The sequence below is a fragment of the Streptacidiphilus melanogenes genome (genome assembly GCF_000787835.1).
Classification (GTDB): Bacteria; Actinomycetota; Actinomycetes; order Streptomycetales; family Streptomycetaceae; genus Streptacidiphilus; species Streptacidiphilus melanogenes.
Genome location: NZ_BBPP01000002.1, coordinates 387798 through 412319 on the forward strand (window position 1 = coordinate 387798; position 24522 = coordinate 412319).

At 72.2% G+C, this 24522-nt stretch carries 25 protein-coding genes; 11 read left to right on the forward strand and 14 right to left on the reverse strand.

Features of this window, described 5'->3' with window-relative positions; all coding sequences use genetic code 11:
- Positions 1-46 precede the first annotated feature (46 nt).
- The gene (locus TR49_RS03635) at positions 47-1315 is read right to left on the reverse strand and encodes an extracellular solute-binding protein (RefSeq protein ID WP_052433968.1); all 1269 of its coding nucleotides are present in this window, start codon (positions 1313-1315) and stop codon (positions 47-49) included.
- A 532-nt stretch (positions 1316-1847) separates the two neighbouring features.
- On the opposite strand from TR49_RS03635, the gene TR49_RS03640 reads away from it, so the two are divergent.
- On the forward strand, positions 1848-2777 hold the full coding sequence (locus TR49_RS03640) for an ROK family protein (protein WP_042376942.1): 930 nt from the start codon (positions 1848-1850) through the stop codon (positions 2775-2777).
- Positions 2774-3967: an N-acetylglucosamine-6-phosphate deacetylase gene (gene nagA / locus TR49_RS03645; protein ID WP_042376944.1), complete on the forward strand. Its 1194-nt coding sequence runs from the start codon at positions 2774-2776 to the stop codon at positions 3965-3967. Before TR49_RS03640 ends, nagA begins: the two co-directional genes overlap by 4 nt.
- A gap of 80 nt (positions 3968-4047) precedes the next feature.
- Here the strand turns inward: nagA and TR49_RS43485 are convergent, their stop codons facing one another.
- Positions 4048-4980: a carbohydrate-binding protein gene (locus TR49_RS43485; RefSeq protein WP_042376946.1), complete on the reverse strand. Its 933-nt coding sequence runs from the start codon at positions 4978-4980 to the stop codon at positions 4048-4050.
- Positions 4981-5200: 220 nt separating this feature from the next.
- Positions 5201-7009: a sensor domain-containing diguanylate cyclase gene (locus TR49_RS03655; protein ID WP_042376948.1), complete on the reverse strand. Its 1809-nt coding sequence runs from the start codon at positions 7007-7009 to the stop codon at positions 5201-5203.
- A 295-nt stretch (positions 7010-7304) separates the two neighbouring features.
- Here TR49_RS03655 and TR49_RS03660 point away from each other — a divergent pair, with 295 nt between their 5' ends.
- Positions 7305-7877, forward strand: a complete 573-nt coding sequence (locus TR49_RS03660) for a flavin reductase family protein (RefSeq protein ID WP_439654073.1) — start codon at positions 7305-7307, stop codon at positions 7875-7877.
- Between the two features lie 245 nt (positions 7878-8122).
- Here TR49_RS03660 and arfB read toward each other — a convergent pair whose 3' ends face one another.
- On the reverse strand, positions 8123-8557 hold the full coding sequence (gene arfB / locus TR49_RS03665; protein ID WP_042376949.1) for an alternative ribosome rescue aminoacyl-tRNA hydrolase ArfB: 435 nt from the start codon (positions 8555-8557) through the stop codon (positions 8123-8125).
- A gap of 53 nt (positions 8558-8610) precedes the next feature.
- On the opposite strand from arfB, the gene TR49_RS03670 reads away from it, so the two are divergent.
- On the forward strand, positions 8611-9096 hold the full coding sequence (locus tag TR49_RS03670; protein ID WP_042376951.1) for a hypothetical protein: 486 nt from the start codon (positions 8611-8613) through the stop codon (positions 9094-9096).
- On the opposite strand, the gene TR49_RS03675 is transcribed toward TR49_RS03670, so the two are convergent.
- The 8 genes from TR49_RS03675 to TR49_RS03710 form a co-directional block, all read right to left on the reverse strand.
- Positions 9053-9691, reverse strand: coding sequence for a GNAT family N-acetyltransferase (locus tag TR49_RS03675; RefSeq protein WP_042376953.1), 639 nt, complete (start codon positions 9689-9691; stop codon positions 9053-9055). The two genes, TR49_RS03670 and TR49_RS03675, sit on opposite strands and share 44 nt — an antisense overlap.
- A 70-nt stretch (positions 9692-9761) precedes the next feature.
- Entirely contained in the window at positions 9762-10577 is an 816-nt protein-coding gene (locus TR49_RS03680; protein ID WP_152627036.1) for a hypothetical protein, read from the reverse strand.
- 25 nt (positions 10578-10602) lie between these two features.
- Positions 10603-11109, reverse strand: coding sequence for a SigE family RNA polymerase sigma factor (locus TR49_RS03685; RefSeq protein WP_042376955.1), 507 nt, complete (start codon positions 11107-11109; stop codon positions 10603-10605).
- A gap of 140 nt (positions 11110-11249) precedes the next feature.
- Positions 11250-11795: a DinB family protein gene (locus TR49_RS03690; protein ID WP_042376956.1), complete on the reverse strand. Its 546-nt coding sequence runs from the start codon at positions 11793-11795 to the stop codon at positions 11250-11252.
- A 133-nt stretch (positions 11796-11928) separates the two neighbouring features.
- A complete protein-coding gene (locus tag TR49_RS03695; RefSeq protein WP_042376957.1) occupies positions 11929-12687 on the reverse strand; it encodes a bestrophin-like domain in 759 nt (252 codons plus the stop codon).
- Positions 12688-12723: 36 nt separating this feature from the next.
- Entirely contained in the window at positions 12724-14151 is a 1428-nt protein-coding gene (locus TR49_RS03700) for a family 2B encapsulin nanocompartment shell protein (RefSeq protein WP_042376958.1), read from the reverse strand.
- A 168-nt stretch (positions 14152-14319) separates the two neighbouring features.
- Entirely contained in the window at positions 14320-15114 is a 795-nt protein-coding gene (locus tag TR49_RS03705; RefSeq protein ID WP_042376959.1) for an alpha/beta hydrolase, read from the reverse strand.
- Between the two features lie 25 nt (positions 15115-15139).
- Positions 15140-15577 carry an Lrp/AsnC family transcriptional regulator gene (locus TR49_RS03710; RefSeq protein WP_084724513.1) on the reverse strand — a complete coding sequence of 146 codons (438 nt, stop codon included), beginning with the start codon at positions 15575-15577 and terminating at the stop codon, positions 15140-15142.
- Positions 15578-15730: 153 nt separating this feature from the next.
- Here TR49_RS03710 and TR49_RS03715 point away from each other — a divergent pair, with 153 nt between their 5' ends.
- From TR49_RS03715 to TR49_RS03740, 6 genes are all read left to right on the forward strand, one after another.
- Complete coding sequence (locus TR49_RS03715) at positions 15731-16528, forward strand: tryptophan 2,3-dioxygenase (RefSeq protein WP_042376960.1); 798 nt, start codon at positions 15731-15733, stop codon at positions 16526-16528.
- On the forward strand, positions 16525-17757 hold the full coding sequence (gene kynU / locus TR49_RS03720) for a kynureninase (protein WP_201776145.1): 1233 nt from the start codon (positions 16525-16527) through the stop codon (positions 17755-17757). Before TR49_RS03715 ends, kynU begins: the two co-directional genes overlap by 4 nt.
- 128 nt (positions 17758-17885) lie before the next feature.
- Entirely contained in the window at positions 17886-18914 is a 1029-nt protein-coding gene (locus TR49_RS03725; protein WP_042376961.1) for an EamA family transporter, read from the forward strand.
- Positions 18915-18962: 48 nt separating this feature from the next.
- The gene (locus TR49_RS03730) at positions 18963-19241 is read left to right on the forward strand and encodes a hypothetical protein (protein ID WP_052433972.1); all 279 of its coding nucleotides are present in this window, start codon (positions 18963-18965) and stop codon (positions 19239-19241) included.
- 96 nt (positions 19242-19337) lie between these two features.
- The gene (locus tag TR49_RS03735; protein WP_042376963.1) at positions 19338-19844 is read left to right on the forward strand and encodes a group II truncated hemoglobin; all 507 of its coding nucleotides are present in this window, start codon (positions 19338-19340) and stop codon (positions 19842-19844) included.
- A 79-nt stretch (positions 19845-19923) separates the two neighbouring features.
- Positions 19924-20847 carry a 2-dehydropantoate 2-reductase gene (locus tag TR49_RS03740; RefSeq protein WP_042376965.1) on the forward strand — a complete coding sequence of 308 codons (924 nt, stop codon included), beginning with the start codon at positions 19924-19926 and terminating at the stop codon, positions 20845-20847.
- A 94-nt stretch (positions 20848-20941) separates the two neighbouring features.
- Here the strand turns inward: TR49_RS03740 and TR49_RS03745 are convergent, their stop codons facing one another.
- Together TR49_RS03745 and TR49_RS03750 are read right to left on the reverse strand one after the other, a co-directional pair.
- On the reverse strand, positions 20942-21541 hold the full coding sequence (locus tag TR49_RS03745) for a TetR/AcrR family transcriptional regulator (protein WP_042376967.1): 600 nt from the start codon (positions 21539-21541) through the stop codon (positions 20942-20944).
- Between the two features lie 57 nt (positions 21542-21598).
- Positions 21599-22837 carry an amino acid deaminase/aldolase gene (locus TR49_RS03750; RefSeq protein ID WP_042376968.1) on the reverse strand — a complete coding sequence of 413 codons (1239 nt, stop codon included), beginning with the start codon at positions 22835-22837 and terminating at the stop codon, positions 21599-21601.
- 136 nt (positions 22838-22973) lie between these two features.
- On the opposite strand from TR49_RS03750, the gene TR49_RS03755 reads away from it, so the two are divergent.
- Complete coding sequence (locus TR49_RS03755; RefSeq protein ID WP_042376970.1) at positions 22974-24290, forward strand: D-arabinono-1,4-lactone oxidase; 1317 nt, start codon at positions 22974-22976, stop codon at positions 24288-24290.
- The last annotated feature ends 232 nt before the right edge of the window (positions 24291-24522 follow it).

A 24522-nucleotide genomic window follows, 5' to 3' on the forward strand; every position in this document is an offset into this window, starting at 1 on the left:
GGGGGGGAGGCGCCGCCGGCCGGCCGCCGGCAGTGCGGATTGCGGATTACTGGTTGCTGGTGGCGAAGGTCTGCAGGCTGTTCAGGACCGAGGACGCGTTGTCGGACGCGGCCGTGCCCAGGGTCTGCTTGAGCTTGGCCAGCACCGTGTTCCAGTTGGTGTTCGACGGGTACACCACGGAGTTCGGCACGTTCTTCAGGAAGCCGGCCGCGACCGGGTCCTTGGCGGAGAGCGCCGCGGAGGCCGAGGTGGTGGCGGGCAGCAGGTCGTACTCCTGGTCGAACGCGATCTGGTTCTGGTCGGAGTAGACGAAGTCCAGGAACTGCTTGATCTGGTCCGCGTGGCCGCCCTGCTTGAAGCCGACGACGTCGTCGTGGACGCCCAGGGTCTGGGTGAGCGGGGCGTTCTTGCCCGGCATCGGGACCACGCCGTAGTCGGACGTGGTCAGCTTGCCGTTCTTGACGATGTCCGGGATCAGCGCGCCGGAGCCGCCGACCATGCCGACCTGGCCGGCCGCGAAGGCGTCCCACATCTGCTGGCGGTTGGTGCTCGCCGGGCCGGGCTCGGTGGCGCCGGACTTGACCAGGGTGTTCAGGAACTGGAAGGTCTGCACGTTGGCGGCCTGGTTGATCGCGTACTTGCCGGTGGAGTCGACGTAGCCGCCGCCGTTGCCGAGCATCCACAGGTAGGACTCGCCCTGGGCCTCCTCGGGGCCGAGCGGGAGGCCGTAGCCGATGTCGCCGCCGCCCAGCGCCTTGATCTTCGCGGCGTCGTTCTGGATGTCGGCCCAGGTCTGCGGCGGGTTGGCGATCTTGGCGGCCGCGAACAGCTTCTTGTTGTAGAACAGGCCGCGGGCGCTGGTGGTGAACGGGGCGCCGTAGGCGACGCCGTCGGTGCCGTCCTCCTGCTTGGCGAAGACCGGGATCAGGTTGCTGACGGTGCTGGCCGACATGATGTCGGTCAGCTTGTACAGCAGGCCGTCGGCGGCGAACTGCTGCGGCGCGTCGCCCTCGAGGATGTCCGGGTACTGCTTGTCCTGGATCATCGTCGCGACCTGGGCCCAGTTGGTCCAGGCGATGGTCTGCACCTGCACGGTGATGTTCGGGTGGGTCTTGTGGAAGGTGGCCGCGAGACCCTGCCAGTAGGCCTGGGTGCTGTTCGAGGTGCCGGCGGTGCCGTAGTCGGCGGCCAGCAGCTTGATGGTGACGTTGCCGCCGGAGGACCCGGACGAGGACGAGCTGCTGCTGCCGCACGCCGTCAGCGACATGACTCCGGCGACACCGATGGCTGTGAGGGCGAGCACACGACGCTTCAAGAAAACCTACCGCCTTCGCAAAGTGTGGAGGACGGAGGAGGCGGTCGGCGGAGGTGGGGGCACCGCCGGCCGGCCGAGAGGACCTGCCGTCCCGGTGTGACGGTCAGTCTGGCCAGCCTCCGCTCAAGAGGTCTACACCATTTACCGAAAAGCTGGTCGTCGTTGCATCCTGTGCAACGACAAAACGGACACCAAACTCCAAACTTCGCCGATCGTCATGCATTGACGTCACGTCAGGTTTCCCTCAGTGACCGGGGGGCAACTTCTTCGAATTGCTTTCCCGAACCCTCTTGCCTAAACGAAACAGCCATCACCTGCGCTTCTACTTGGTCTAGACCACCTAGGTCCAGTCCACTGCATGCGCGCAGGTCAGAGCGTCGATCGACTTCGAACACTCTCCGTAATCGTGGGTCGCAAATCGGGTACTCTGTGACATAGTGCGCCGTCAGCGGTACCAGGTCTGGCCATGGACCAGACCAATCTGCAAACTGGACTAGACCTCTGCCGCCCTAACGAGGGAGACTGCTGCGTCGTGAAGCACGTCATCGCTCTCGATGTCGGCGGGACCGGCATGAAGGCCGCGCTGGTCGCCCCCGACGGCACGCTCCTGTACGAGGACCGCCGCCCCACCGGGCGCGAGCACGGTCCCTCCGCCGTGGTCGCCGGGATCATGGACTTCGCCGCGGAACTGCGCGACGAGGGCCGCCGGCGTTTCGGGGAGACCGCGCTCGCGGCCGGCGTCGTGGTGCCCGGCACCATCGACGAGGCCGAGGGCGTCGCCCTCTTCTCCGCCAACCTCGGCTGGCGCGACCTGCCCATGCGCAAGCTGCTCGGCGAGCGCCTCGGCGTCCCGGTCGCGCTGGGGCACGACGTGCGCACCGGGGCGCTGGCCGAGGGCAAGCTGGGCGCCGGACGCGGGATCTCCCGCTTCCTGTTCGTCGCGCTCGGCACCGGCATCGCGGGCGGCATCGGCGTCGACGGCCGGATCGAGTCCGGCTTCCACGGCAACGGCGGCGAGATCGGCCACATCATGGTCCGCCCCGGCGGGCCCGCCTGCGGCTGCGGATCGCACGGCTGCCTGGAGACCATCGCCTCCGCGTCCGCAGTCGGCCGGGCCTGGGCCGCCGCCTCCGGCGAGCCCGACGCCACCGCCGCCGACTGCGCCCTCGCCGTGGCCGCGGACGACCCGCGCGCGGTCGCGGTCTGGACCGAGGCCGTCGCCGCGCTCGCCGACGGCCTGGTCATGGCACACACGCTGCTGGACACCGGCACCGTGATCATCGGCGGCGGTCTGGCCGAGGCCGGCGACACCCTCTTCGCACCCCTGCGTGCGGCGGTGACCGAACGTCTGTCGTTCCAGGTGCCACCCGCACTCGTACCGGCGATGCTCAAAGACACCGCCGCATGCCTGGGCGCGGGACTCCTCGCCTGGGACCTGCTCTCACTGGAGGTGACCGCGTGAGCAACGCGGATCGCACTGTGCTGGCCGGGGCCAGGCTCGTCCTGCCCACCGGCGTCGTCGAGAACGGCAAGATCGCCGTGGAGAACGGCCTGATCACCGAGATCGCGGCGCCGGTCAGCCCTCCGGACGGCGCGGCACCCGCCCTTGACCTCACCGGATACACCGTGGTCCCCGGGTTCGTGGACATGCACGTCCACGGCGGCGGCGGGGAGTCCTACCACTCCGGCACGGCCGAGCAGGTCATCAGGGCCGCCGAGACGCACCTCGCGCACGGCACCACCACGACGGTCGCCTCCACCGTCACCGGCGAGATCGACGAACTGTGCCGACAGGCTTCCTTGCTCAGCGAGTTGGTCGAGGACGGGGTGCTCGCGGGCATCCACTTCGAGGGCCCGTTCATCAGCAACAACCGCTGCGGCGCCCACAAGCCGGACCTGCTGCGCGACCCGGACCCGGCGATGGTCCGCAAACTGATCGACGCCGCACGCGGCGCGGCGAAGATGGTCACCCTCGCGCCCGAGCTGGAGGGCGGCATCGAGTCGATCCGACTGCTCACCGAGCGCGGCGTCATCGCCGCCATCGGCCACACCGACGCGTCCTACGACAAGACGATGGCCGGCATCGACGCGGGCGCGACCGTGGCCACGCATCTCTTCAACGCGATGCCGGGCCTGGCGCACCGGGCCCCCGGCCCGGTGGCGGCGCTGCTGGAGGACGAGCGGGTCACCGTCGAGCTGATCGGCGACGGCGTGCACCTGCACCCGGCCGTGGTCGACCTCGCCTTCCGCGGCGCGGGCGCGGAGCGCGTCGCGCTGGTGACCGACGCGATGGACGCGGCCGGCTTCGGCGACGGCGACTACATGCTGGGCCCGCTGGCGGTGAAGGTCCGCGACGGCGTCGCCCGCCTCGCCGCGGGCGGCTCGATCGCCGGTTCCACGCTGACGCTGGACGTCGCCTTCAAGCGCGCGGTGACGGTCAACGGCCTGCCGCTGGAGACCGTCAGCCGGATGCTCTCGCACAACCCCGCGCAGCAGCTGGGCCTTGTCGACCGGCTCGGCTCGCTGGAGGTCGGCAAGCGGGCGGACCTGGTGGTCCTGGACGCGCAGCTCGACGTGGTCGCCGTGATGCGCGGCGGCCGCTGGGCGGTCGGCGCGGACCAGCTCAAGGACCGCGTGCCGGTGGCCAACTGACGACCCGCCTCCTCCTCGCGAAACCGAACGGCCCGCGCTCCGGAGCGGAGCGCGGGCCGTGACGTCTACCGTGACCTGAGTCAGCCCCAGGGGTTGGTACTCGAGGTGGTGATGGTCATCTGGTCGATGTTGACCGGCGGCTGACCGTCGACGCCCTGGATCTGGATGGTGACCTGACCGGCCGGGAGGTTCGGCTGGTTGTAGGTGTGGAACCAGGCCTGGGACGGATCCTTGCTGCCCGGGGTGTAGTTCTGGAAGTCCGTCTGGCGGCTCTTCTGGCCGTTGACCAGCAGCAGATCGCTGGAGTTGCCGCCCGGGTTGTTGTAGCGGATGTGCACGTAGTACTGACCCGCGGTGGGGATGCTGACGGTCCAGGTGATGCTCTGCTGCCCGTTGGTGATCGGCACCGACTGGCCGCCCGCGGACTTGGCCCCCGCCGGGGTGGTGACCGCGGTGGTGCCCTGGAGCTTCATCGTCGCGGCGTCGGTGATGCCGGGGAGCGTGGTCGCGGCCGAGGCCGAGGCGGAGGAGCTGCCGGTGGGCGCCGCGGTCGCGGAGGTGCTGCTGCCGGAGCCCGCGTTGGCCTTGCCGTCGTTGCTGTTGAACAGCGCCATGCCGATGCCGATCGCGATCGCGGCCACGACCGCCACCGCGCCGATCATCACGCCGCGCGAGCTGCCGCCGGAGCCGCCCCCGCGCGACGCCGCACGACCGCCGCCGACCGGCGGCTGGGCCTGCTGCGGAACGCCGGAGTAACCGGACTGCTGCTGCCCGTAGCCCTGCTGCTGCCCGTACCCGCCCTGCTGCTGGCCGTAGGAGCTCTGCTGGCCGCCGTAACCGGCCTGCTGCCCGTACTGGACCCGGCCCACCTGGGTGGCCTGCTGGTACGAGGTGCGCGGAACGCCCGGCATCGGCTGCGTGGGCGCGGCTGCGCCCTCCTCGCCGTTCTCGGCCCGGTAGAGGTACGCGAACGGGTCGTCGTCCTCGGGCACGCCGTTGTTCTCGGCTGTCATCGAGTCCTCTACCCCCGAGTCGTGATCCGTGGATATACGTGCATGGTCGGCTTCCGCGCCCGGAGTACCGCACCGCAGGCACGCGTATCCACCGCAGACTACCCCGACCGGGTGACACGACGGTAAGGACGGAGCGGAGGAGGGCGCGGTTCCACTACCGTGTGCAGGCTACCGGCCACAGTTGGGACGGCGCAGGCCGCCGGGCACGTCCGGCCGGGAATCAACCCGCGCGGCGGTGGGAGCGCCCCCCGTTCGCGCGGGCGCGCTTCTCGACGTACATGAGCTCGTCGGCGGTGTGGAGTACCTCGTCGATGCTCATGCCGCAACCGGCCCAGCCGATGCCGATGCTCACGCCGACCCGCAGGGTGCGGTTCTCCCAGCGGATCGGCGGGGCTATCGCCGTGCGGAGCCGGTCGGAGAGATCCTTGGCGCGGGCGCGGTCGACGCCGTCGGCCAGGACGACGAACTCGTCGCCGCCCATGCGGGCCACCGTGTCGCCCTCGCGCACCGCGTTCTGAAGGCGCTGGGCGACCTCGATCAGCGTCGCGTCGCCGGCCGCGTGGCCGTGGCGGTCGTTGATGCCCTTGAAGCCGTTGAGGTCGCAGAAGAGCACCGCCAGGGCCCGCCCGCCCTGCGGCCCGCCGACTCCGTCCTCCGGCGGAACGGCGTGGACGTGGTCGTAGCCGGCGTCGGAGACGGCCGGGTGGCCGTAGGCGTGGCCACGGCCCTGGTCGGCCGTCTGGCCGCCGCCCAGCGCCTCGGCCAGCCCGCCCGATCCCAGCCCGCCGTGGTCGGCGAAGCCGCCGTGCCCGTCGGGCCAGCTCTGCTCGACCGCCGCGCCGGGCGCCTCGTACGGGTCGTAGCCGGGGGCCTCGTAGGGGTCGAAACCGCCGAAGGCGCCGAGGCCGCCGGGGCGCTGGGCGACGGCCGGGAGCGAGCCCGGGTGGTCGCACAGTCGCATCCGCAGCCTGGCCTTGAGCTCGGCGGCGTTGGGCAGGCCGGTCAGCGCGTCATGGCTGGCCCGGTGTGCCAGCTGGAGCTCGTGGCGCTTGCGGTCCTCGATGTCCTCGACGTGGGTCAGCAGGTAGACCGCGCCCTCGACGGCGTCGGAGATCACCGAGTTGCGCAGGTTGACCCAGAGCCAGCCGCCGTCGCGGCGGGCGAGCCGGACCTCGGCCCGGCCGTTCTCGGTGGCGATGCCGCGCAGTTGGCCCGCGTCCTCCGGGTGGACCAGATCGGCGAACGACTGCCGGTGCAACGAGGATCTCGAACGGCCGAGCAGCCGGCACAGCGCGTCGTTCACGCGGGTCAGCCGCCCACGGGACTCCCCGTGCAGTTCCGTGATGGCCATGCCGGTGGGCGCGAACTCGAAGGCCTGGCGGTAGCTCTCCTCGCTGGCGCCGAGCGCCTGCTGCTCGCGCTCCAGCCGGACCAGCGCGCGCTGCATCTCGGCGCGCAGCCGCGCGTTGCCGATGGCGATGCCGGCCTGCTGCGCGAACATCTCCAGCGCCTCGCGGGTCCACGGCCCCGGCCGCCGCCCGTTGCGCGGCCGGTCCACGGAGAGCACGCCCAGGAGCTCGCCTCCGAAGCTGTACATCGGGGCGAGCAGCATGTCGTCCGGGTGCCAGGCGCCCGCCGGAACGAAGGCCTGCCCGCCGCCCCAGATCGGTATGTCCACGGGCCGGGCCCAGCCGCGGTCGTGCGGCACGAAGACCAGGCTCCCCCAGCTGTCCCCCGCGTTGAGCAGGCGGTTCCAGGACTCACGCGAGCCGATCTGCCCGAGGAGGCTGTTGATGCCCTCGTCGGCCTCACCCTCGACGCCGAGCTCCCACACGGCGGCGACGACCAGATCCCCGTCCGGCCGGACCATGTTGACCACGGCGCTGTTGAAGCCGAGGCCCGTCACCGCCCCCTCGACCACGGCCTGCAGCGTCCCGGCGAGGCTGCGGGCGGCGTTCAGGTCGGCGATGACACGGTGGAGGGTACGCAGGGTCGCGAGACGGACGTAGGGCTCCGGCTCGGTTTCCATCGCCTTGCCTCCCTCCCTCGACGGCTGTGTCCGACGGTACTGCGGGGTGCTGCGAAGGTACTGGAAGCTACTGGGCGCAGATGGTCGGACTGCCAGACAAACTGAATCACAGGGTGCACATCAATAGACACTCTGGGTCAGCAAATCGATGCCACTTGTGACTCAACTCACACGCCTGACGTGTGTAATCCTTGATCGAACCGGAGTTCGCTCCGCTGTCCATCCGCAACGTGAGCAATCAGACGCCCGTCCTAAGCCCAAGGTCCGATGCGAGCCGGGGGCGAGCGCAGATAGCGTGCCCTACGTGTACGACGCCGCAGCCACCGCCACCACCTCCGTCCCCGCGAACGCGCTGGACGGCCCTGAGGCATCCCCGGAGGAGTTCCGGGCTGCCCTGGGCCAGCTCGCCTCCGGCGTCGTCCTGGTGACCGCCCACGACCCCGAGGAGGGCCCGCGCGGCGAGGACGTCGGCATGACCGCGACGGCGTTCCTCTCCGTCTCCCTCGAACCGCCCATGGTGCTGGTCTCCGTCCGCGAGGACTCCCGCATGGAGGAGACCCTCTCCCGCGTCGACCGCTGGGCGGTGTCGATCCTCTCCGCCGACCAGCGCACGACCGCTGCGCGCTTCGCGATGAAGGGCCGCGTCAGCGACCGCCTGCTCTTCGCCGAGGTCCCCCACACCCGCGGCCCGGCGAGCGGCGCCCCGCTGGTCACCGGCGCGCTGGCCACGGTCGAATGCCGCACGGTGGACCGCATACCCGCCGGGGACCACATTCTCGTCCTCGGCCACGTCCTCGAAGCCCACGTCGGCGCACCGACGGGCGGACCCCTCCTGTACTTCCGCGGCCAGTACCGGCACTTGGGCTAGCAGCGCACTCACGCCCGGTTGCACCTGCCCCAGGGGCGCGAGGCTGTACCGATCTGCGGCTCCTCCGCGCGGGCGCGAGAAAGCCAACCCAGGCGGATGGCCCTGCTCGCTCGGGACCTCAACGCCCAGGGTGGCTTGTCGCGCCCGCGCCGGGGCACCTCCCGGCCGAAGGCTGGGGGAGGAGCCGCAGATCGGTACAGCCTCGCGCCCCCTGGGGTGCTGCCAGGTGAGGCGAGTGCCGAACCTCAGTAGTCGCGCACGGAGCCGCGCGAGCGCTTGCGTTCGGCGGTGCGGCGCTTGTTCTCGAGGCGGCGTTCCACCATCCCGCGGCTGGGCTTCGTCGCACGGCGGGCGCGCGGCGGCGGGGCGACGGCCTCCGTCAGCAGCGCTGACATGCGGACCGCCGCCGTCTCCCGGTTGCGCCACTGGGAGCGGTGCTCGGAGGCGCGGACCACGACGACGCCGTCGACGAGGCGGCCTGCCAGCCGCTCCAGAGCGCGCTCGCGCCACACCGGGGGCAGCGCGGCGCTCGCGGCGAGCGGATAGCGGAGCTCGACCTGGCTGTCGCTGGTGTTGACATGCTGGCCCCCCGGTCCGGAGGACCGGGAGAAGCGCCACTGCAGCTCGGCGTCGGGTACGACGACGCCCCGGACGCTGACGGCCACAGGGTTCACGGACATGGGTCACATGATCCCGCCGTCCGCCGCGGGCGCGCGAGCGGTTTAATCGAGTGGTGATCGAGCTCGGCTACTCCCTGTCCCCCCGTTTCCCCGACCCGCCGCAGACGGACTACGCGACCGCGCCCGCGCGGGTGCTCCGGCACGACCTGTTCTGCGGGGACGTGTTCGTCGAGGGCGAGGGCGGCCGGGACCTGTCCACGCGGTGGGGGTGGGTGCCGGTGCTGGACTTCGCCTGGGCGCTCTGCGACATCGTCGAGGAGCTCGACAAGGTGCTGCCGGGGCTGCGGGCGCCCCGCGCCGAGCTGGACTTCACCGAGTCCACGGACCGGCTGCGGTTCTCCCGGCGCGGCGACTGGGTCGAGCTGCGCGCGGACTGGATCCGCGACGAGCGCCCGCTGGTCGTCGACCACGGCGAACTGCGCCGCGAGGCACGGGACTTCCTCCAGGACCTGCTCGCCGACCTGGTCGACCTGCACGACGAGCTGGACCACAACCTCACGTTCTGGGAGCTGAGGTCCCGCTTCCCGCGGGTGCCGTGAGGCCGTCCTCAGCCGTACTGCGGCCGAGGACCACGAGGCTCGGCGTGGGGCGGGCCAACTCCTCGAAGCCGAGGCGGTCGTAGAACACGCGCGCGCTGTGGTTGGCCGCGCCCATGCCGAGATGCACCCGCTGGACGCCGCGCTCGCGCAGCGCGGCGAGGAAGACCCGGATCAACTCTCGCCCGAAGCCCTGCCCCTGGGCCTCCGGGAGCAGGTCGATGTGCAGGTGGGCGGGGTAGGCGTCGACGCCCGGGGCGAGCATCGCCTCGGGGTGGCGCAGCTCGTGGCCGCGGCCGTCCCCGTCGTCGGGGTAGCGGTCGGCGACGGCCGGGAGCCACTCGTCGAGGTATCGGGCGACGAACCGCCGGGTGTCGGCGGTCCCGAGGACGTAGCCGAGCGCGCGGCCCGCGTCGTCGGCCACGACGTACGCCAGCTCGGGCTCCTGCGCGAGGTAGGGACCGACGAAGATGTCCGGCAGGATGCGCGGATCCGGGTACAACGAGCTCGCGTCCGCACCGTTGTCCCCGGTGCGGACGCAGATCCCGTACAGGTCCTCCCGGTCCGCCGGGCGGTACGGACGGATGCTCAGCGGCATCCGCCCAGGCTAGCCGAGCCCGGTCCGGTCCACACCGGCGAACGGCGGCTCCGCGCGGCGAGGTACCGGGCTACTTCCGTGGCTTCGGCGTCGGGACGGCGGCCAGCAGCGGCTGCCAGGCCTTGCTGGTGACGACCGCCCTGAGCTGGTCGGCGGAGAGCGGTGGCGTGGCGCGAGTGACGCCTGCGCCCTTCTCGGCCGGGGCGTTCCACTCGTCCATCTCGACGTGGGTGCCGTCCGGCAGGTCCAGCACGGCGTGCCAGTCCTTGGTGCCGCTCCCGCGCGAGGGGTACTCGTAGCCCTGGTCGATCAGCAGCCGCGCGCCGCCGGGCAGCCGGTAGACATGGCACACGTCGTTGGGGACGTCCGCCGGGCTCCCGCAGGTGGGCACCGGCGCCTCGCCCTTGGGGTAGCGGTCCAGTCCGACCTCGATCGACGAGGCGCCCTTGCCGTCGTCGTAGACGACCGACGCCAGGGGAGCGACGAACGCGGCGTCGCCGCCTGGAACCTTGAGGCTCCAGCGCCCGACGGCGTCGGTGATCCTGCCGCCCTTGGGCAGCAGGCCCTCCAGCGTGCTGACCATCTGCCGGGCCCGCGCCGCGTCGCTCACCGGCCGTGCGGCGGCGGTCAGCGACATCGACGGGCCGGCCGCCGGGTTCGCGACCGTGTGGGCGGTCCTCGAGGCGCCGAGCATCGACGGCGCCACCGCCGCGCCGACCGCGACCAGGGCGAGGGCCGCGGAGCCGCCGGCGACGGCGGCGTTGCGGCGGCGACGGCGCCTGCGGCCGTCGGTGACACCGCCGTTGACGAGTCGGGTCAGGTCGTTGGGGGTGAGGTCCTCCCCCGTGTCGCGCAGCGACTGCGCGAACCTGTCTTCGAAAGACATGGCTGCCACCATTTCTGAGTTGTCGTCATGAACGCGCGAGGTCCGGCAGGGAGTCGCCGAGGACGGCGCGGAGGCGGCCGAGGGCGCGTGAACTCTGCGTCCGCACCGCGCCCGCGGAGGTCCGCAGCGTGCGGGCCGTCTCCTCGACGCTGCGGTCCTCCCAGTAGCGCAGCACCAGCACCGCCCGGTCGCGCGGGCCGAGCCGGGCCAGCGCGTCGAGCAGCATCAGGCGCAGGGTGGCGTCCCCCTCGGCCGCCACCCCTTCCGGCAGCGCCCCTGAGGGCTGCTCCGCCGAGCTGCGCCGGCGCCGGTGGCTGAGGAAGACGCGCACGAGCACGGTGTGCGCGTACGCCGCGGGGTTGTCCGCGGCGGACACGCGACGCCAGTGCGCGTACATCCGCCCGAGCGTCTCCTGGACCAGGTCCTCGGCCAGGTACGCGTCCCCGGAGGTGAGCAGGCTCGCCGACCGGTAGAGCGCCCCCGCCCGCGCGGTGGCGAAGTCCAGATAGTCCTGCTCGTCCGCCGCCCTCATGCACGCCCCCGCCGTCCGGTCCGTCGGTCCCCGTCGTTCCCTTGCACCCCTTCGACGCGACGGGCCGCGCGGGACGTTACAGGGCACACGGAAAGCCCCCGGCCGAAAAGCCGGGGGCCCCAGATCCGCATGACGGACACTCAGTCGTTCGGGCGCAGCTGCTCCGGGCTGAGCAGCGAGAACGCGGTGGCGCCGTCGGTGGCCTCGCGCAGGAAGTCGGCGTGGCCGGCGTGGCGGCCGATCTCCTCGATCAGGTGCAGCAGGATCCAGCGGGCGGAGCGGCGCGCGCCCTTCGGGTTCCAGGGCTTGTCCGGCAGCGGGACGGTGACGTCGAGGCCCGGCAGCGCCCCGACGATCTCGGCGGTCTCGGCGGCGACCTCGTCCCAGAACTTCAGCGTGTCGGCGAGCTCCTCGCCGTCGAGCAGCCGGAAGGAGTCGCCCCAGGTGCTCATGTCGCGCTCCACCAGTGGCTCGCGGCCGGCCAGGATCACCCTGGTCCAGTTGCTCTCGACCTCGGCCAGGTGCTTGACCAGGCCGCCCAGGGTGAGCTCGCTGAAGGTCGGCCGGGCCGTCAGCTGCTCACGTGTGAGACCGCCGACGGCGCGTCGGACGGCGGCGCGCTGCGCCTCGATGAAGTTCAGCAGGGCGTCGCGCTCGTCGGACTCGGCGTTGACGACGGTCGGCATGGGGACCACCTCGGTTCTCTCGGGCTGGCTGGCTCTCGAACTTCCGTGGTCCCCACAGTAGATCCGAACTAGGACAGCAGCTGTCCTCTTTCCCTCCTCCTTTCGACGTGGCTCGGCCGGCTTGCGACGCGTGTCAACGCGGCGGTGGCAGCCGGCTCAGAAACACTTCGAAGGCCGTCGGCTCGACCCTCGTGACGCCGGTGAACGGGAAGTCCATCTCCTTGATCAGGAGCAGCGAGACCACGACCAACGCGGTGAGCGTCAGCACCATCAGGCCGTGGGCCAGCGTGTTGGACAGCCCGAAGAGATAGGTGAACGCGACGGTCAGCAGTCCCCCGGCGATCAGCGCGACCCACATGATGGTCGGCACCGAGTCGTCGACCTCGGTCAGCCGGGCCCTCCGTTCGGAGGCCAGGTCCTCGACGTGGGACACGGCGTGCTCGTAGAGCACCTGCTGCCGCGCGTCGGCCGGGGTGAAACCGAAGATCTTCGCGCGCATGTCGTAGACCAGCTGCGTGGCCTGCGGACTGCTCCGGTGCTCGGCCAGCAGCGGCCACTCGGTGTCCTGGACGGTCTTGGCGTACTCGAGCGTGTCGTGTTCGACCTGCGACCCCACCGGGAGCGGCAGCTCACGGGAGATCCAGTACACCCCGGCCAGCGCGTCGGCCTCCTTGAACGTGGTCTGCCGCGCCGAGTCCACGTTCTGCCAGACCGCGACGACCACGAAGGCCAGCAGCACCGCGTAGAGCACGCCGACCGCCGCGAAGATGAACCCCGCCACGTCGTTGTGCGACTCCCGCATCCGGTGCGGAACGAAGTGCTGCAGCAGCCAGAGCGCGATGCCGCACACCACCAGCGTGCCGACCAGGATGAACGTGTCGGTCCAGCTCACATGCCTCCCTCGGGTCCCCTCCCCTCCGCCTGCCGCTCAGCCGCGCGGCCGGGCGACCTCGACGTTCTCCAGCACCCCGAGCGCGTCGGGGACGAGCACCGCGCACGAGTAGTAGGCGCTCACCAGGTACTGGATGACGGCCCGCTCGTTGATGCCCATGAACCGGACCGAGAGGCTGGGCTCGTACTCGTCCGGCAGTCCCGTCTGGTGCAGACCGACGACCCCCTGCTCGTCCTCCCCGGTCCGCATGACCAGGATCGAGCTGGTGTGGCCGCCGTTGATGGGGATCTTGTTGCACGGGAAGATCGGCACGCCGCGCCAGGACGGGATCCGGTCGCCGGCCACGTCGACCGACTCCGGGTAGAGCCCCCGCTTGTTGCACTCGCGCCCGAAGGCGGCGATGGCCCGCGGGTGCGCCAGGAAGAACTTGTTGCCGCGGCGCCGGGCGAGCAGTTCGTCCATGTCGTCCGGGGTGGGCGGGCCGCCGTGGGTCTGCAGGCGCTGGTCGTGGTCGGCGTTGTGCAGCAGACCGAACTCGCGGTTGTTGATCATCTCGTGCTCCTGGCGTTCGCGCAGGGCCTCGATGGTCAGCTTGAGCTGCTGCTCGATCTGGTTCATCGGCTTGTTGTAGAGGTCGGCCACGCGCGTGTGCACCTGCAGCACGGTCTGGGCGACGCTCAGGTCGTACTCGCGCGGCGCGAGTTCGTAGTCCACGAAGGTGCCGGGCAGTTCCGGCTCGCCGTCGTGGCCGGCCGCGAGCTCGATGGCCGCCTGCCCGTGCGAGTCCTGCGCGGCGGCCCCGGCTGCGGTGAACGCCTCGACCTGGGAGCGCAGTTCGGGCGAGCGCCCGAGGAGGTCCGCGAAGGCCTGGCGGGGCAGCGTCAGCAGCGTGCCGGACGTCGCCGCCTTCACCGTGTACTCCCACAGCGCGTCGTCGCGCACCAGGGCCTCGTCGCCGAAGTGGTCGCCGTTGGCGAGCACCCCGAGCACCGCCTGGCTGTCGCCGAACTTGCCGGTGCCGACCTTGTTGACCTTGCCGTGCGCGATCACCATCACGTGGTCGACGACCTCGCCGTACTCGGCCAGGACCTCGCCCTGCTCGAAGTCCCGCTGCCCGAAGCGCGAGGCCAGCTCGCCGAGCAGCGCCGCGTCCTCGAAGCCGCGCAGCAGCGGCAGTTCGACGAGGGTCGGCGGCACGATCCGCGTCTGTGCCCCCGTCTGCGCGAAGCTCAGCCGCCCGCGCCCGGTGGCGTAGCTCAGCCGGCGGTTCACCCGGTAGGTGCCGCCGGAGACCTCCACCCACGGCAGCATCCTGAGCAGCCACCGGGAGGTGATGCCCTGCATCTGCGGGGGTGTCTTGGTAGTGGTGGCGAGGTTCTTTGCCGCGGCGGTGTTGAGCGCGGACTGCGCGCCCTGCTCTGCGGCGTTGTCTGACGTGGCGTCAATACCAGCGTCGACGGACATGTCTGGGGTCCTCCCCTGGGTGCGGATCGACGCTTCCAGGGTGGGGGGTGGCGCACGGGGGTGGTATTCCCCGAACGAGCGGGAATGGCATGCCCACGGACGGGGTAGCCCCAGCTCACGTGTTCGGCGCCGCGCGTCCGTTGCGACCGGTACGGCGCCCCCGCGGCCTCAGACCTCCAGGGCCGCCAGCAGGTGCGGCCAGGCCACGGAGCCCGGATCGATGACGCCGAAGTGCTCGACGCCCGCCAACTCCACCAGGTGGACCTCGTCACCCGCCTCGCGCGCGGCGTGGGCGTACGCGCGGGACATGGTCGGCGGGACGTCGTCGTCCTCCGCGCCGTGGACGAGGGTGACCGGGACGCCCAGCGGGAGCAGCGCCGCCGGGTCGCAGTCCGCGTAGCGGGAGGGCAGCGCGTCGACGCCGCCGCCCATCATGGCGCGGGCCGCGCCGCCTCCCAGGTTCCACTCGTCGGTGAGGCGCAGCGACGCGCAGCCGGCGAGGGAGACGACCGCGTCGGGCCGTCCCTCGGAGCGCCAGGGCGAGCCGGCCGGGAGACGGCGGCGGGCCGCCGCCCACAGGGCCAGGTGCCCGCCCGCCGAGTGGCCCACATAGACCGTGCGCGCCGGGCGCACGCCCTCCGCGAGGGCCATCATCGCGAGGGCCTCGGTGCAGACCGCGACGTCGTCGAAGATCTCCGGCCAGCCGGGCGTGCGGCGGTACTCGGGGACGGCGACCAGGTAGCCCTCGGCCGCCAGCGCCTCGGCCAGCGGCGCGGTGTGGTGGCGGTCCCAGCGGGGGCGCCAGAAGCCGCCGTGGAAGAGGACCACCAGCGTCTTGCCCTCGCCGCCGCGCCCGCCGCCCTGCGGCAGCAGGAAGTCGACCACCTGCTCCGGGTGGCTCCCGTACGCGTGCGTGCGGTCGGCCTCCAGCCGCAGCGCCCGCAGTGCGTCCTCGTCCGGCATCCCGCCCACTCCCCCTCTGGAGACCTCACACCGGCTCGACCGGCCGCCAGCGCAGCGGGGTCGAGAGGATCATTGTGCTCGACGGCTGGCCGTACTCGGCGAGCCGGTCGATCAGCTCCTCGAACTCCGCCATGGTGGCGACCGCCACCATCAGCACGCAACAGGCGCCGCCGGTGACCCGGTGCAGCTGAAGCACCTCCGGCCACTTCGCGACCGACGGGTCCCGCAGGACGCAGCGCGGGCCGTAGCACTGGACCTGCACCAACGCGGAGACCACCCGGCCGGCCCGGCCGAGGTCGACCTCTGCGTGGTAGCCGGTCAGCACGCCGGACGCCTCCAGGCGGCGGACCCGCTCGGCGACCGCCGGGGAGGACAGGTTCACCCGCCGCGACAGCTCGTTGAAGGACAGCCGGGCGTCCTCCTGCAGCTCCGCCAGCAGGCGCCGGTCGACCGCGTCCAGCACGCCCCTCACCTCACACTTTCCGATCACTAAGCCAATCGGCTCATCACCTTCTCCAGGCTAAGCCGTTTGCCGCCGGGGCAGCCCGTCGCCCATTCAACGAGACGGCCACCGGCAGCAGAATGAAAGTGCCCACCGCGCCTGGAGGACCCACCCATGCCTGCGACGCCCGCAACCACGCTCGGCGAACCGACCACACCCAAGGTCGACTTCGCCGCCGCGACGACGCCCTACGCCGCCTACGCGGGGATCGACACCCTGCACGCGCTGCTCCACCCGCTCAGCGAGGAGCCGGCCGAGACCACCTTCATCGTCGCCACGCAGGTGATGGAGCTGCTCTTCGGCCTGATCCGGCACGAGTGGACCCGCGCGCAGGAGGCACTGCGCGTCGACGACCTGCCGACGGCGATGTCCGCGCTGCGTCGCGGCCTGGGCGCGCAGGACGTGCTGGTCAACTCCTGGGAGCTGCTGGCAACGATGACCCCGGTGGAGTTCAACTCCTTCCGGCCGGTGCTCGGGGAGGCCAGCGGGTTCCAGTCCTACACGTTCCTGCACCTCGAGTTCATGATCGGCAACAAGCACGAGCGGCTGCTGCGCCTGTACGCCGGCCACCCGGACGTCCACGCCGACCTGCGCCGCACGCTGGAATCCCCGAGCCTGTACGACGACGCGCTCGCCTACGTGGAGCGGCGCGGCCTGGACGTCTCCTCCCCCGTCGCCGCGTGGCTGGCCGCGTACGCCGACCCCAAGCAGGTCGACGTGTGCGCCCTCGCCGAGCTGCTGATGGACGTCGCCGAGCGGGTCACCCGATGGCGCCAGCGCCACCTGTCGGCGGTCAAGCGCTGCATGGGCGCGAAGCCCGGCACCGGCGGGTCCAGCGGCCTGAGCTGGCTGCGGCACGCGGCCGAGCAGGACGTCTTCCCGGACCTCTGGGCCGTGCGGGACGCGCTGTGACCGGCCCTGTGAGCGCGCCGACGCGGAAGGACGCGCTGGAACTCGACGCCGCCGACCCGCTCGGCGGGTTCCGGGACCGCTTCACGCTCCCGAAGGACGTCCTCTACCTCGACGGCAACTCGCTGGGCGCACTCCCGGCGCACACGCCGGAGCGGGTGCGCCGCATGATCGAGGAGGAGTGGGGCCGGGGCCTGATCCGCAGCTGGAACGAGGCCGGCTGGTACGACCTCCCACGCGGCCTCGGCAACCGCCTCGCCCCGCTGGTCGGCGCCGCACCGGACCAGGTCGTCGTCTGCGACTCGACGTCGGTCAACCTGTTTAAGGTGCTCAGCGCGGCGCTGCGGCTGAACCCCGGCCGGTCGACCGTCGTCAGCGAGGTGGGCAGCTTCCCGACGGACCTCTACATGACCGAGGGCCTCGCCCCCGCGCGGCGTCTGCTGATCGGACGCGACGCGCCGTCCCTCACGGAGCTGCTCGACGAGGACACCGCCGTGGTGCTCCTCTCCCACGTCGACTACCGCACCGGGCGACTCCAGGACATGGCCGCGGTCACCGAGCAGGTGCACGCCGCGGGCGCGCTGATGATCTGGGACCTGTGCCACTCCGTCGGCGCACTCCCGGTCGAACTGGACGCCTGCGGCGCTGACTTCGCCGTCGGCTGCGGCTACAAGTACCTCAACGGGGGCCCCGGCGCGCCCGCGTTCCTCTACGCGGCGCGGCGTCACCACGCCACGGCGCGGCAGCCGCTCAGCGGTTGGTTCGGCCACGCGGAGCCGTTCGCGATGTCCCCCGACTACCGTCCCGCGGACGGCATCGGCCGCTTCCTGACCGGCACCCCGCCGCTGCTGAGCTTCGCGGGCCTGGACGCGGCCCTCGACGTCTGGGCGGACGTGGACCTCGCCCGGGTCCGGGCCAAGAGCCTGAGCCTCACCTCCTTCTTCCTGCGCCTGACGGACGCGCTCGGCCTGGAGTCGGTCACGCCGCGGGCAGCGGACGAGCGCGGCAGCCAGATCTCGCTGCGCCACCCGTCCGCCTACGCGGTGGTCCAGGCCCTGATCGCCCGCGGCGTCATCGGCGACTTCCGTGAGCCGGACATCATGCGCTTCGGCTTCACCCCGCTGTACGTCTCGCACGCGGACGTCTGGGACGCGGCGGACGCGATCCGTCAGGTCCTGTCCAGCGGCGAGTGGGAGCAGTCGCGCTTCGCGGAGCGGGGCGCGGTCACCTAGAGGCGCGGTCACCTTGAGGCCCTGGCCCGGCGCCTGGGGCCGGAGCACTGAGACGGCTACCGGCGAGTCAGTAGCGTCAGCGTGAGACGCCGCTGTCAAATGGTCCGGCCCCCTGCCACAATGCGGGCATGCACACCCGCTCCTCCCGCTCCAGCCTCGGGCTGCCCCTCGCGCTGGTCAGCGCGTTCGCCTTCGGTGGTTCCGGAGTCGCCGCGAAACCGCTGATCGAGGCGGGGCTCAGCCCGTTGCAGGTGGTGTGGGTGCGCATGGCCGGCTCCGCCCTCGTGCTGCTGCCCGTCACCATCCGGCACCGCGGCCTGCTGCGCCGCCAGCCGTGGCTGCTGCTGGGGTTCGGGCTGCTCGGTGTGACGCTCGTGCAGGTCTCCTACTTCTTCGCCATCTCCCGCGTGCCGGTCGCGATCGCCATGCTGCTGGAGTACCTCGGCCCCTCCCTGCTGCTCGCGTACGTGCGCTTCGTGCAGCGGCGGCCGATCACCCGGGCGGCCGCCCTGGGCGCGCTGACCGCGACGCTCGGGCTCGCGCTCGTCGTCGAGGTGTGGACCGGCCTCGGCGGACTGGACCCGATCGGGGTCCTGTTCGGGCTCGGCGCGGCCTGCTCGCAGGTCGGCTACTTCGTCATCTCGGAGAAGGCCGGGCGTTCCGCCGTGGAGCACCCCGCCGAGCGGATCGACCCGATCGCGCTCAGCGGCTTCGGCCTGCTGATCGGCGCGCTGCTGGTGACCCCACTGGCCCAGCCGTGGACGCTGCCGTGGCACGTGCTGGGCGGCGAGGCCGTGATGGGTTCGCGGCACGTCCCCGCGGTGGTGCTCGCGCTGTGGATGGTGCTGGTCTCGACCGTCGTCGCCTACCTGACCGGGGTCGCCTCCGTCAGCCGGCTCTCCGCGCCGGTCGCCTCCGTGATCGCCTTCCTGGAGGCGGTCGTGGCGACGGTGCTCTCCTGGTTCCTGCTCGGCGAGCACCTGTCGACTCCGCAGCTGCTGGGCGGCGGACTGGTGCTGGTCGGCGCGTTCGTCGCGCAGACCAGCCGCAGGGTGGAGACCACCACCGTGGTCGCCTCCGGTGCGGAGCCCCTTCCGGTGGGCGCGACCGGCGCAGAGGGCGCCGGGGAGACGGCCGACGAGGCCGCGTCCCACTGACGCCGTACCCGACATGCGGGACGGGGCGGGTGCGCGCATCGTGGTCCCATGAGCACGATGCAGATGACGAACAGCAGCACCAACCCGGGCTTCCGCCCCAACACCCAGTTGCTCGCAGCCGGTGCCGCCATGACCGGCTTCGGCGCGCTGGTCGTCGCGGCCGGCGCCGCGATGGTCGGCTTCTCGCTCGCCATGGCCGGACGCCGCTGGGTCCAGAGCTGGGAGACCGCGCCGACCGAGATGGCCCAGCGCACCTTCAACCAGGCCCGGGTCGCCTCCCAGGCCGGCCTCGACGCCTGGCGCGGCGCCAGCCCGTCGCTGAACTGACGGCCGCGTTCGGCCGAAGTGCCCGAACCGCTTGCGCGGGCTCCTGCAACGACGTAATCATGATTACAAAGGAGCCCCCGCAAGAGGAGAACTCTCGTGAGCGAGCACCACGAGAAAGCAGACAGGCCGGCGACCCCTTCGATCCTCGAATGGGCCGGCGGACTGGAGGCCTTGCAGCGCCTCACCGCCACGTTCTACGGCAAGCACGTCCTCAGCGACCCGCTGCTGGCGCCCCTCTTCGCCGGGATGGACGCCGAGCACCCTCAGCACGTCGCCCTCTGGCTGGCCGAGGTCTTCGGCGGCCAGGACGACCCGAGGGGTTACTCCGAGCAGCGTGGCGGCCACCCGCACATGGCCGGCCGGCACCTGGGCCGTCACATCACCGAGGAGCAGCGGCGACGCTGGGTGGCGTTGCTGATGGACTCCGCGGACGAGGTCGGCCTGCCGACGGACCCGGAGTTCCGCGCCGTCTTCACCTACTACATCGAGTGGGGCAGCCGGATGGCCCTGATCTACTCCGGCGAGAACCCGCCGCCGATCGACGCCGCGCCGATGCCGCGATGGTCCTGGAACCAGACGCCGCCCTGGCAGCCGTCCGCCTGAGCGCGGAAATACCCGCGGCGGTCCCCCTGTTGTCGCCTGGGGACGTCACAAGATCGCGGGCAGTGGGAGGGCGGACACCATGCGGATCCTCGTCGTCGGGGCAGGGGCCACCGGGGGTTTCTTCGGCGGGCGGCTGGCCCTCGCCGGGCGGGACGTCGCCTTTCTGGTGCGCCCCCGCCGCGCGGCGGCGCTGCGCGAACGCGGCCTGCGGATCGTCGGCGCGGGCCTGCGCGGCCCCGAGCAGGAGCTCCGCCCGCAGCTCGTGCAGCCGGGCGGGATCGACGGCCCCTACGACGTGGTGCTGCTCTCGGTGAAGGCGGGCGCGCTGGCCCCGGCCCTGGAGGACGTCGCGCCGGCGGTCGGCCCCGGCACCGTGATCGTCCCCTTCCTCAACGGCATGGCCCACCTCGACGTGATCGAGCACCGGTTCGGCGCGGACGCGGTGCTGGGCGGCATGGTCCGCATCTTCGGCGACGTCCGGGTGCTGGACCGCCTCAGCGAGAGCGTCATCGCGGACATGGCGATCGGCGAGCCCGCGGGTGGGACGAGTGCGCGCGTCGAGCGCATCGGCAAGGAGCTGTCCGACGCCGGGTTCGCGGTCACCGTCTCCCCCGACATCCGCGGCGTGATGTGGCACAAGTGGGTCTTCATCAGCACGCTCGGCGCTCTGACCACGCTGATGCGCGGCTCCGTCGGCGAGATCGTCACCGCGGGCGGCGCGTGGCTGGGCCCCGCGCTCCTCGCCGAGGCGGCGGCGGTCGCCGCGGCCGCCGGCCACCCCCTTCCGAACGCCCAACGCGACCGCATCGCGGCAAGCCTCACCCGCGCGGACTCGACGGACACCGCCTCCCTCTACCGCGACACGGCAGCGGGGCTGCCGACGGAGGGGGACCACATCCTCGGCGACCTCACCGCACGCGCGCGGGACCTGGGCGTCGAGACCCCTCTGCTGGACCTGGCCGCCCTCCAGCTCCGCGTCCACGACCTGCGCCTGAAGCGCTGACGGATCGTCGCACCTACCCCAGGGGCGCGGGGCCCTGCGGACATGCGGCTCCGCCGCGCGGACGCCAGCCGCGGATCGACACAGCCCCACGCCCCTACCGGGGCGCCAGCGCCACGGAGATCAGGTACTGGGCGTACTCGTCCAGTGCCGCGCTCGCGGCCTCGTCGTCGCGGTCGATGAGCCAGTTGAGGGTGAGGCCGTCCAGGACCGCGAGGCCGTAGCGGGTGAGGGTGGGGAGGGGGACCGACCACTCGAAGCCCGCCAGGCGGGCCATCGTGGCGAGGGACTCGCGGTTGACCTCGAGGTAGCGGCCGTACTGGTGGCGGGCCACCTCCGCGAGGCCGGGCTGGCGCAGGGCGTACTGGGTCAGCTCGTACGTCAGCAGGTGCTCCTCGGGCGTCGCGCGGATGCGGTCCCAGTAGGCGTGGAGCGTGTCCCGGACGACCTCTGCGACAGACGCGCCCTCGACGCCCGCCGCGACGGCGGGCGCGAGCGCGCCCTGCATGATGCGTTCGACGACGCTCTGCAGCAGCTCCTCCTTGGAGCGGAAGCAGTAGTGGAACGCCCCGAGCGGCAGGCCCGCCTCGGCGACGATCGCGCGGGTCGTCGCCTTCGCGACGCCCTCGCGGATCATCACCTTGATCGCCGCCTCGATCAGCTCCTCGCGACGCTCCTCGGCCGATCGGCGGGACATGAGTGACTCCTGGTGCAGAGAACGACAGAGGGAACGCAGGCGTTCGTGCGGGGCACGCTACAAGAAGGCGTGGCCCTCGCCCCGGTAGGTGGGGGCCTCGCCCACGATGCGGTCGCCTTCGACGAGGTGGAGGCGGTCCACCCGCTCGCACAGCTCGCCCGCCTTGGCGTGGCGGAACCAGACCCGGTCGCCGAGGCGCAGGCCGTCCGCCGCGTCGCCGACGAGGGGCGTCTGCACCTCACCCGCGCCCTCCGTGCCGACGAGGCGCAGGCCGGGCGGGAAGACGGGGGTCGGCAGCCGGTCCGCGCCCGCCGGGCCGGAGGCGATCCAGCCGCCGCCGAGGACGGTGACGTGCCGGGGGGCGGGACGGCGGGTGACGGTCAGGGCGAAGTACGCGGAGGCGTGCGGGGTGAAGGCCCGGTAGTGGTCGAACAGGCGCGGCGCGTACAGGCCGGAGCCGGCGCCGAGTTCGGTGACGGCCTCCTCGGACGAGGTGGCCTCGAGGCTGCCGGTGCCGCCGCCGTTGACGAACTCCAGCGGTGCGACGTCCTGGACGGCCCGCACCGCGGCCGCGCGGCGGATGCGCAGCTCCTGCGCGGACAGGCGCTGCATCAGCCGCACCCCGGCGCGCATCAGCGGCGAGCCGGGCTGGTTGTCCGCGAGCCCGGCGATCTGGCCCTCGTAGGACATCACGCCGACCAACCGCAGGCGCGGCCTGGCCACGACCGCGCAGGCCAGCGCGCCTGCGGCGGCGGGGTCGTGCAGGGGCGAGCGGCGCATGCCGAGGTGGATGCGGCCGCCGAGCAGCCGCAGCGAGGCGTCGAGGTCGAGGCAGACGCGCACCCGCGGCCCGTTCGCCGCCGCAGCCTCGGCGGCGCCGGTGATCAGGTCCAGGTGTTCCACGGAGTCGGCCATGACCGCGATCCGCGCGGCGGCGCGCTCGTCGGCGGCGAGCTCGCGCAGCGAGTCAGCGTCGGCGCACGGGTAGCCGACGAGGATGTCGCCCAGCGACTCGTCCGTGGTGCGCGCCAGCCAGAGGGCCTCGGGCAGGGTGAACGCCAGGATGCCGCGGTAGCCGGGGGTGCGCAGCACGTCCTCGATCAGCGGGCGGCAGCGCAGCGACTTGCTGGCCAGCCGGATCGGCTTGCCCCCCGCGCGGGCCACCATCCGCTCGGAGTTGGCGCGCAGCGCGCCGAGGTCGATGACGGCGAACGGGGGCCGCAGCGCCGCGGTGGCCCGCTGGAGCTGGTCGAAGGTGGCGGGCGACGTGGTCTTCCTGGGCGTCTCGGTCGTCATCGAAGGGCCTCTCGCTGGACCTGCCGGGGCTGGTACGAACCCGCGTTGTGTCCGGCAGCGTGACTTGTTCAGTTGTCCAAGTCAAGGCTCCTGGACCCTTGACTTGGACAACTGAACAAGTTCACCCTTCCGTGTCATGACGAACGCGTGGCGCAACTGGGCAGGGAACGAGCAGGCACACCCGGTGCGGGTCGCGCGGCCGGCCGACGCGGACGAGGTGGCCGCGGAGGTCGCGGCCGCGGTCCGTGACGGGCACCGGGTCAAGGCGGTCGGCTCCGGGCACTCGTTCAGCCCTACCGCCGTCGCGCCCGGCGTCCAGCTCCAGCTGGACCGGATGAACCAGCCGCTCTCCGTCGACGCGGAGTCCGGGCTGGTCACCGTCGGCGCGGGCATGCCGCTGTGGCAGCTCAACCCGCTGCTCGCCGAGCACGGCCTGGCCATGGAGATCCTCGGCGACATCGACCGGCAGACGATCTCCGGCGCGATCTCCACCGGCACGCACGGCTCCAGCACCCGCTTCGGCGGCATCGCGACGCAGGTACGCGCCCTCGAACTCGTCCTGGCCGACGGCTCGGTGACGCGGTGTTCGGCCACTGAGCAGCCGGAGCTGTTCGCCGCCGCACGGGTCGGCCTCGGCGCCCTCGGCGTCATCACCAAGGTGACGCTGCAGTGCGTTCCGCTGTTCGCGATGCGCGCGCAGGACACCCAGCAGCCCGTCGCCGAGGTGCTGCGGGACATGCAGGAACTCGCGGACGGACACGACCACTTCGAGTTCTTCTGGTTCCCGCACAGCGAGGTCTCGCTGACCCGCAGGTTCACCCGACTGCCGGCCACCACGCCGCTCACCCCCGTCGGCGCGCTGAGCGCACGCCTGGACGACGCCCTCAACGGGCCCGGCTTCGAGGCGCTCTGCCGGATCGGGACCCGCTTCCCCGCCACCGTCCGCCCGATCGCCCGTTTCGCGGCGAAGGCGATGTCGGCGCGGGAGTGGACCGACCTCTCCTACAAGATCTTCGCCTCGTCCCGCCCGGTCCGCTTCCTGGAGGGCGAGTTCGCGATCCCGCGCGAGCACGCGGCGGACGCGCTGCGGGAGATCAAGAGTTGGATCGACCGCAACGACGAGCGGGTGTCCTTCCCGCTGGAGATCCGCTTCGTGGCCGCGGACGACATCTGGCTCTCCACCGCGCAGGGCCGGGAGAACTGCTACATCGCCTTCCACCAGTACCACCGCATGCCGCACGAGCGGTACTTCCGGGCCTGCCAGGACATCCTCTCCTCCTACGGCGGCCGCCCCCACTGGGGCAAGATGCACGACCTCGACGCGACCGCCCTGCGCCCGCGCTACGAGCACTTCGACGCCTTCGTCGCCCTCCGCGACAAGCTCGACCCGACGGGCCTGTTCGCCAACCCGTACCTGGACCGGGTCCTGGGCAAGGCGCCGCAGGCGCGCTGAAGGGACCGGCCCCGGCCCCGGGCCCGGCGGGCTAGCGTGGTGCCACTGCCCTCGGTCCCAGGAGGAACGCACGTGAGCACCGGTCCCCTCTTCCCCGCGATCGCCGCCGGCGGCCCCGCGCCCGCGGTGGGCTTCGGCGCGCGCGAGCTCGACTACGCGCGGTTGCGCGCCGCCGCGCTCGCCACCGCGGCGAGCCTCGGCGGGGCGCGGCGGGTCGCGTTGTGGTCGACGC

Coding starts and splice junctions, on each gene's coding strand:
- TR49_RS03685 (WP_042376955.1), bottom strand. CDS start 11,109: ATGAGGGCGGCGGACGAGCAGGACTATCTGGACTTCGCCACCGCGCGG.
- TR49_RS03730 (WP_052433972.1), top strand. CDS start 18,963: ATGAGCACGATGCAGATGACGAACAGCAGCACCAACCCGGGCTTCCGC.
- TR49_RS03680 (WP_152627036.1), bottom strand. CDS start 10,577: ATGTCTTTCGAAGACAGGTTCGCGCAGTCGCTGCGCGACACGGGGGAG.
- TR49_RS03755 (WP_042376970.1), top strand. CDS start 22,974: ATGACGAACGCGTGGCGCAACTGGGCAGGGAACGAGCAGGCACACCCG.
- TR49_RS03715 (WP_042376960.1), top strand. CDS start 15,731: ATGCCTGCGACGCCCGCAACCACGCTCGGCGAACCGACCACACCCAAG.
- TR49_RS43485 (WP_042376946.1), bottom strand. CDS start 4,980: ATGACAGCCGAGAACAACGGCGTGCCCGAGGACGACGACCCGTTCGCG.
- TR49_RS03725 (WP_042376961.1), top strand. CDS start 17,886: ATGCACACCCGCTCCTCCCGCTCCAGCCTCGGGCTGCCCCTCGCGCTG.
- TR49_RS03705 (WP_042376959.1), bottom strand. CDS start 15,114: ATGCCGGACGAGGACGCACTGCGGGCGCTGCGGCTGGAGGCCGACCGC.
- arfB (WP_042376949.1), bottom strand. CDS start 8,557: ATGTCCGTGAACCCTGTGGCCGTCAGCGTCCGGGGCGTCGTCGTACCC.
- TR49_RS03745 (WP_042376967.1), bottom strand. CDS start 21,541: ATGTCCCGCCGATCGGCCGAGGAGCGTCGCGAGGAGCTGATCGAGGCG.
- TR49_RS03690 (WP_042376956.1), bottom strand. CDS start 11,795: ATGCCGACCGTCGTCAACGCCGAGTCCGACGAGCGCGACGCCCTGCTG.
- TR49_RS03740 (WP_042376965.1), top strand. CDS start 19,924: ATGCGGATCCTCGTCGTCGGGGCAGGGGCCACCGGGGGTTTCTTCGGC.
- TR49_RS03655 (WP_042376948.1), bottom strand. CDS start 7,009: ATGGAAACCGAGCCGGAGCCCTACGTCCGTCTCGCGACCCTGCGTACC.
- TR49_RS03750 (WP_042376968.1), bottom strand. CDS start 22,837: ATGACGACCGAGACGCCCAGGAAGACCACGTCGCCCGCCACCTTCGAC.
- TR49_RS03675 (WP_042376953.1), bottom strand. CDS start 9,691: ATGCCGCTGAGCATCCGTCCGTACCGCCCGGCGGACCGGGAGGACCTG.
- TR49_RS03700 (WP_042376958.1), bottom strand. CDS start 14,151: ATGTCCGTCGACGCTGGTATTGACGCCACGTCAGACAACGCCGCAGAG.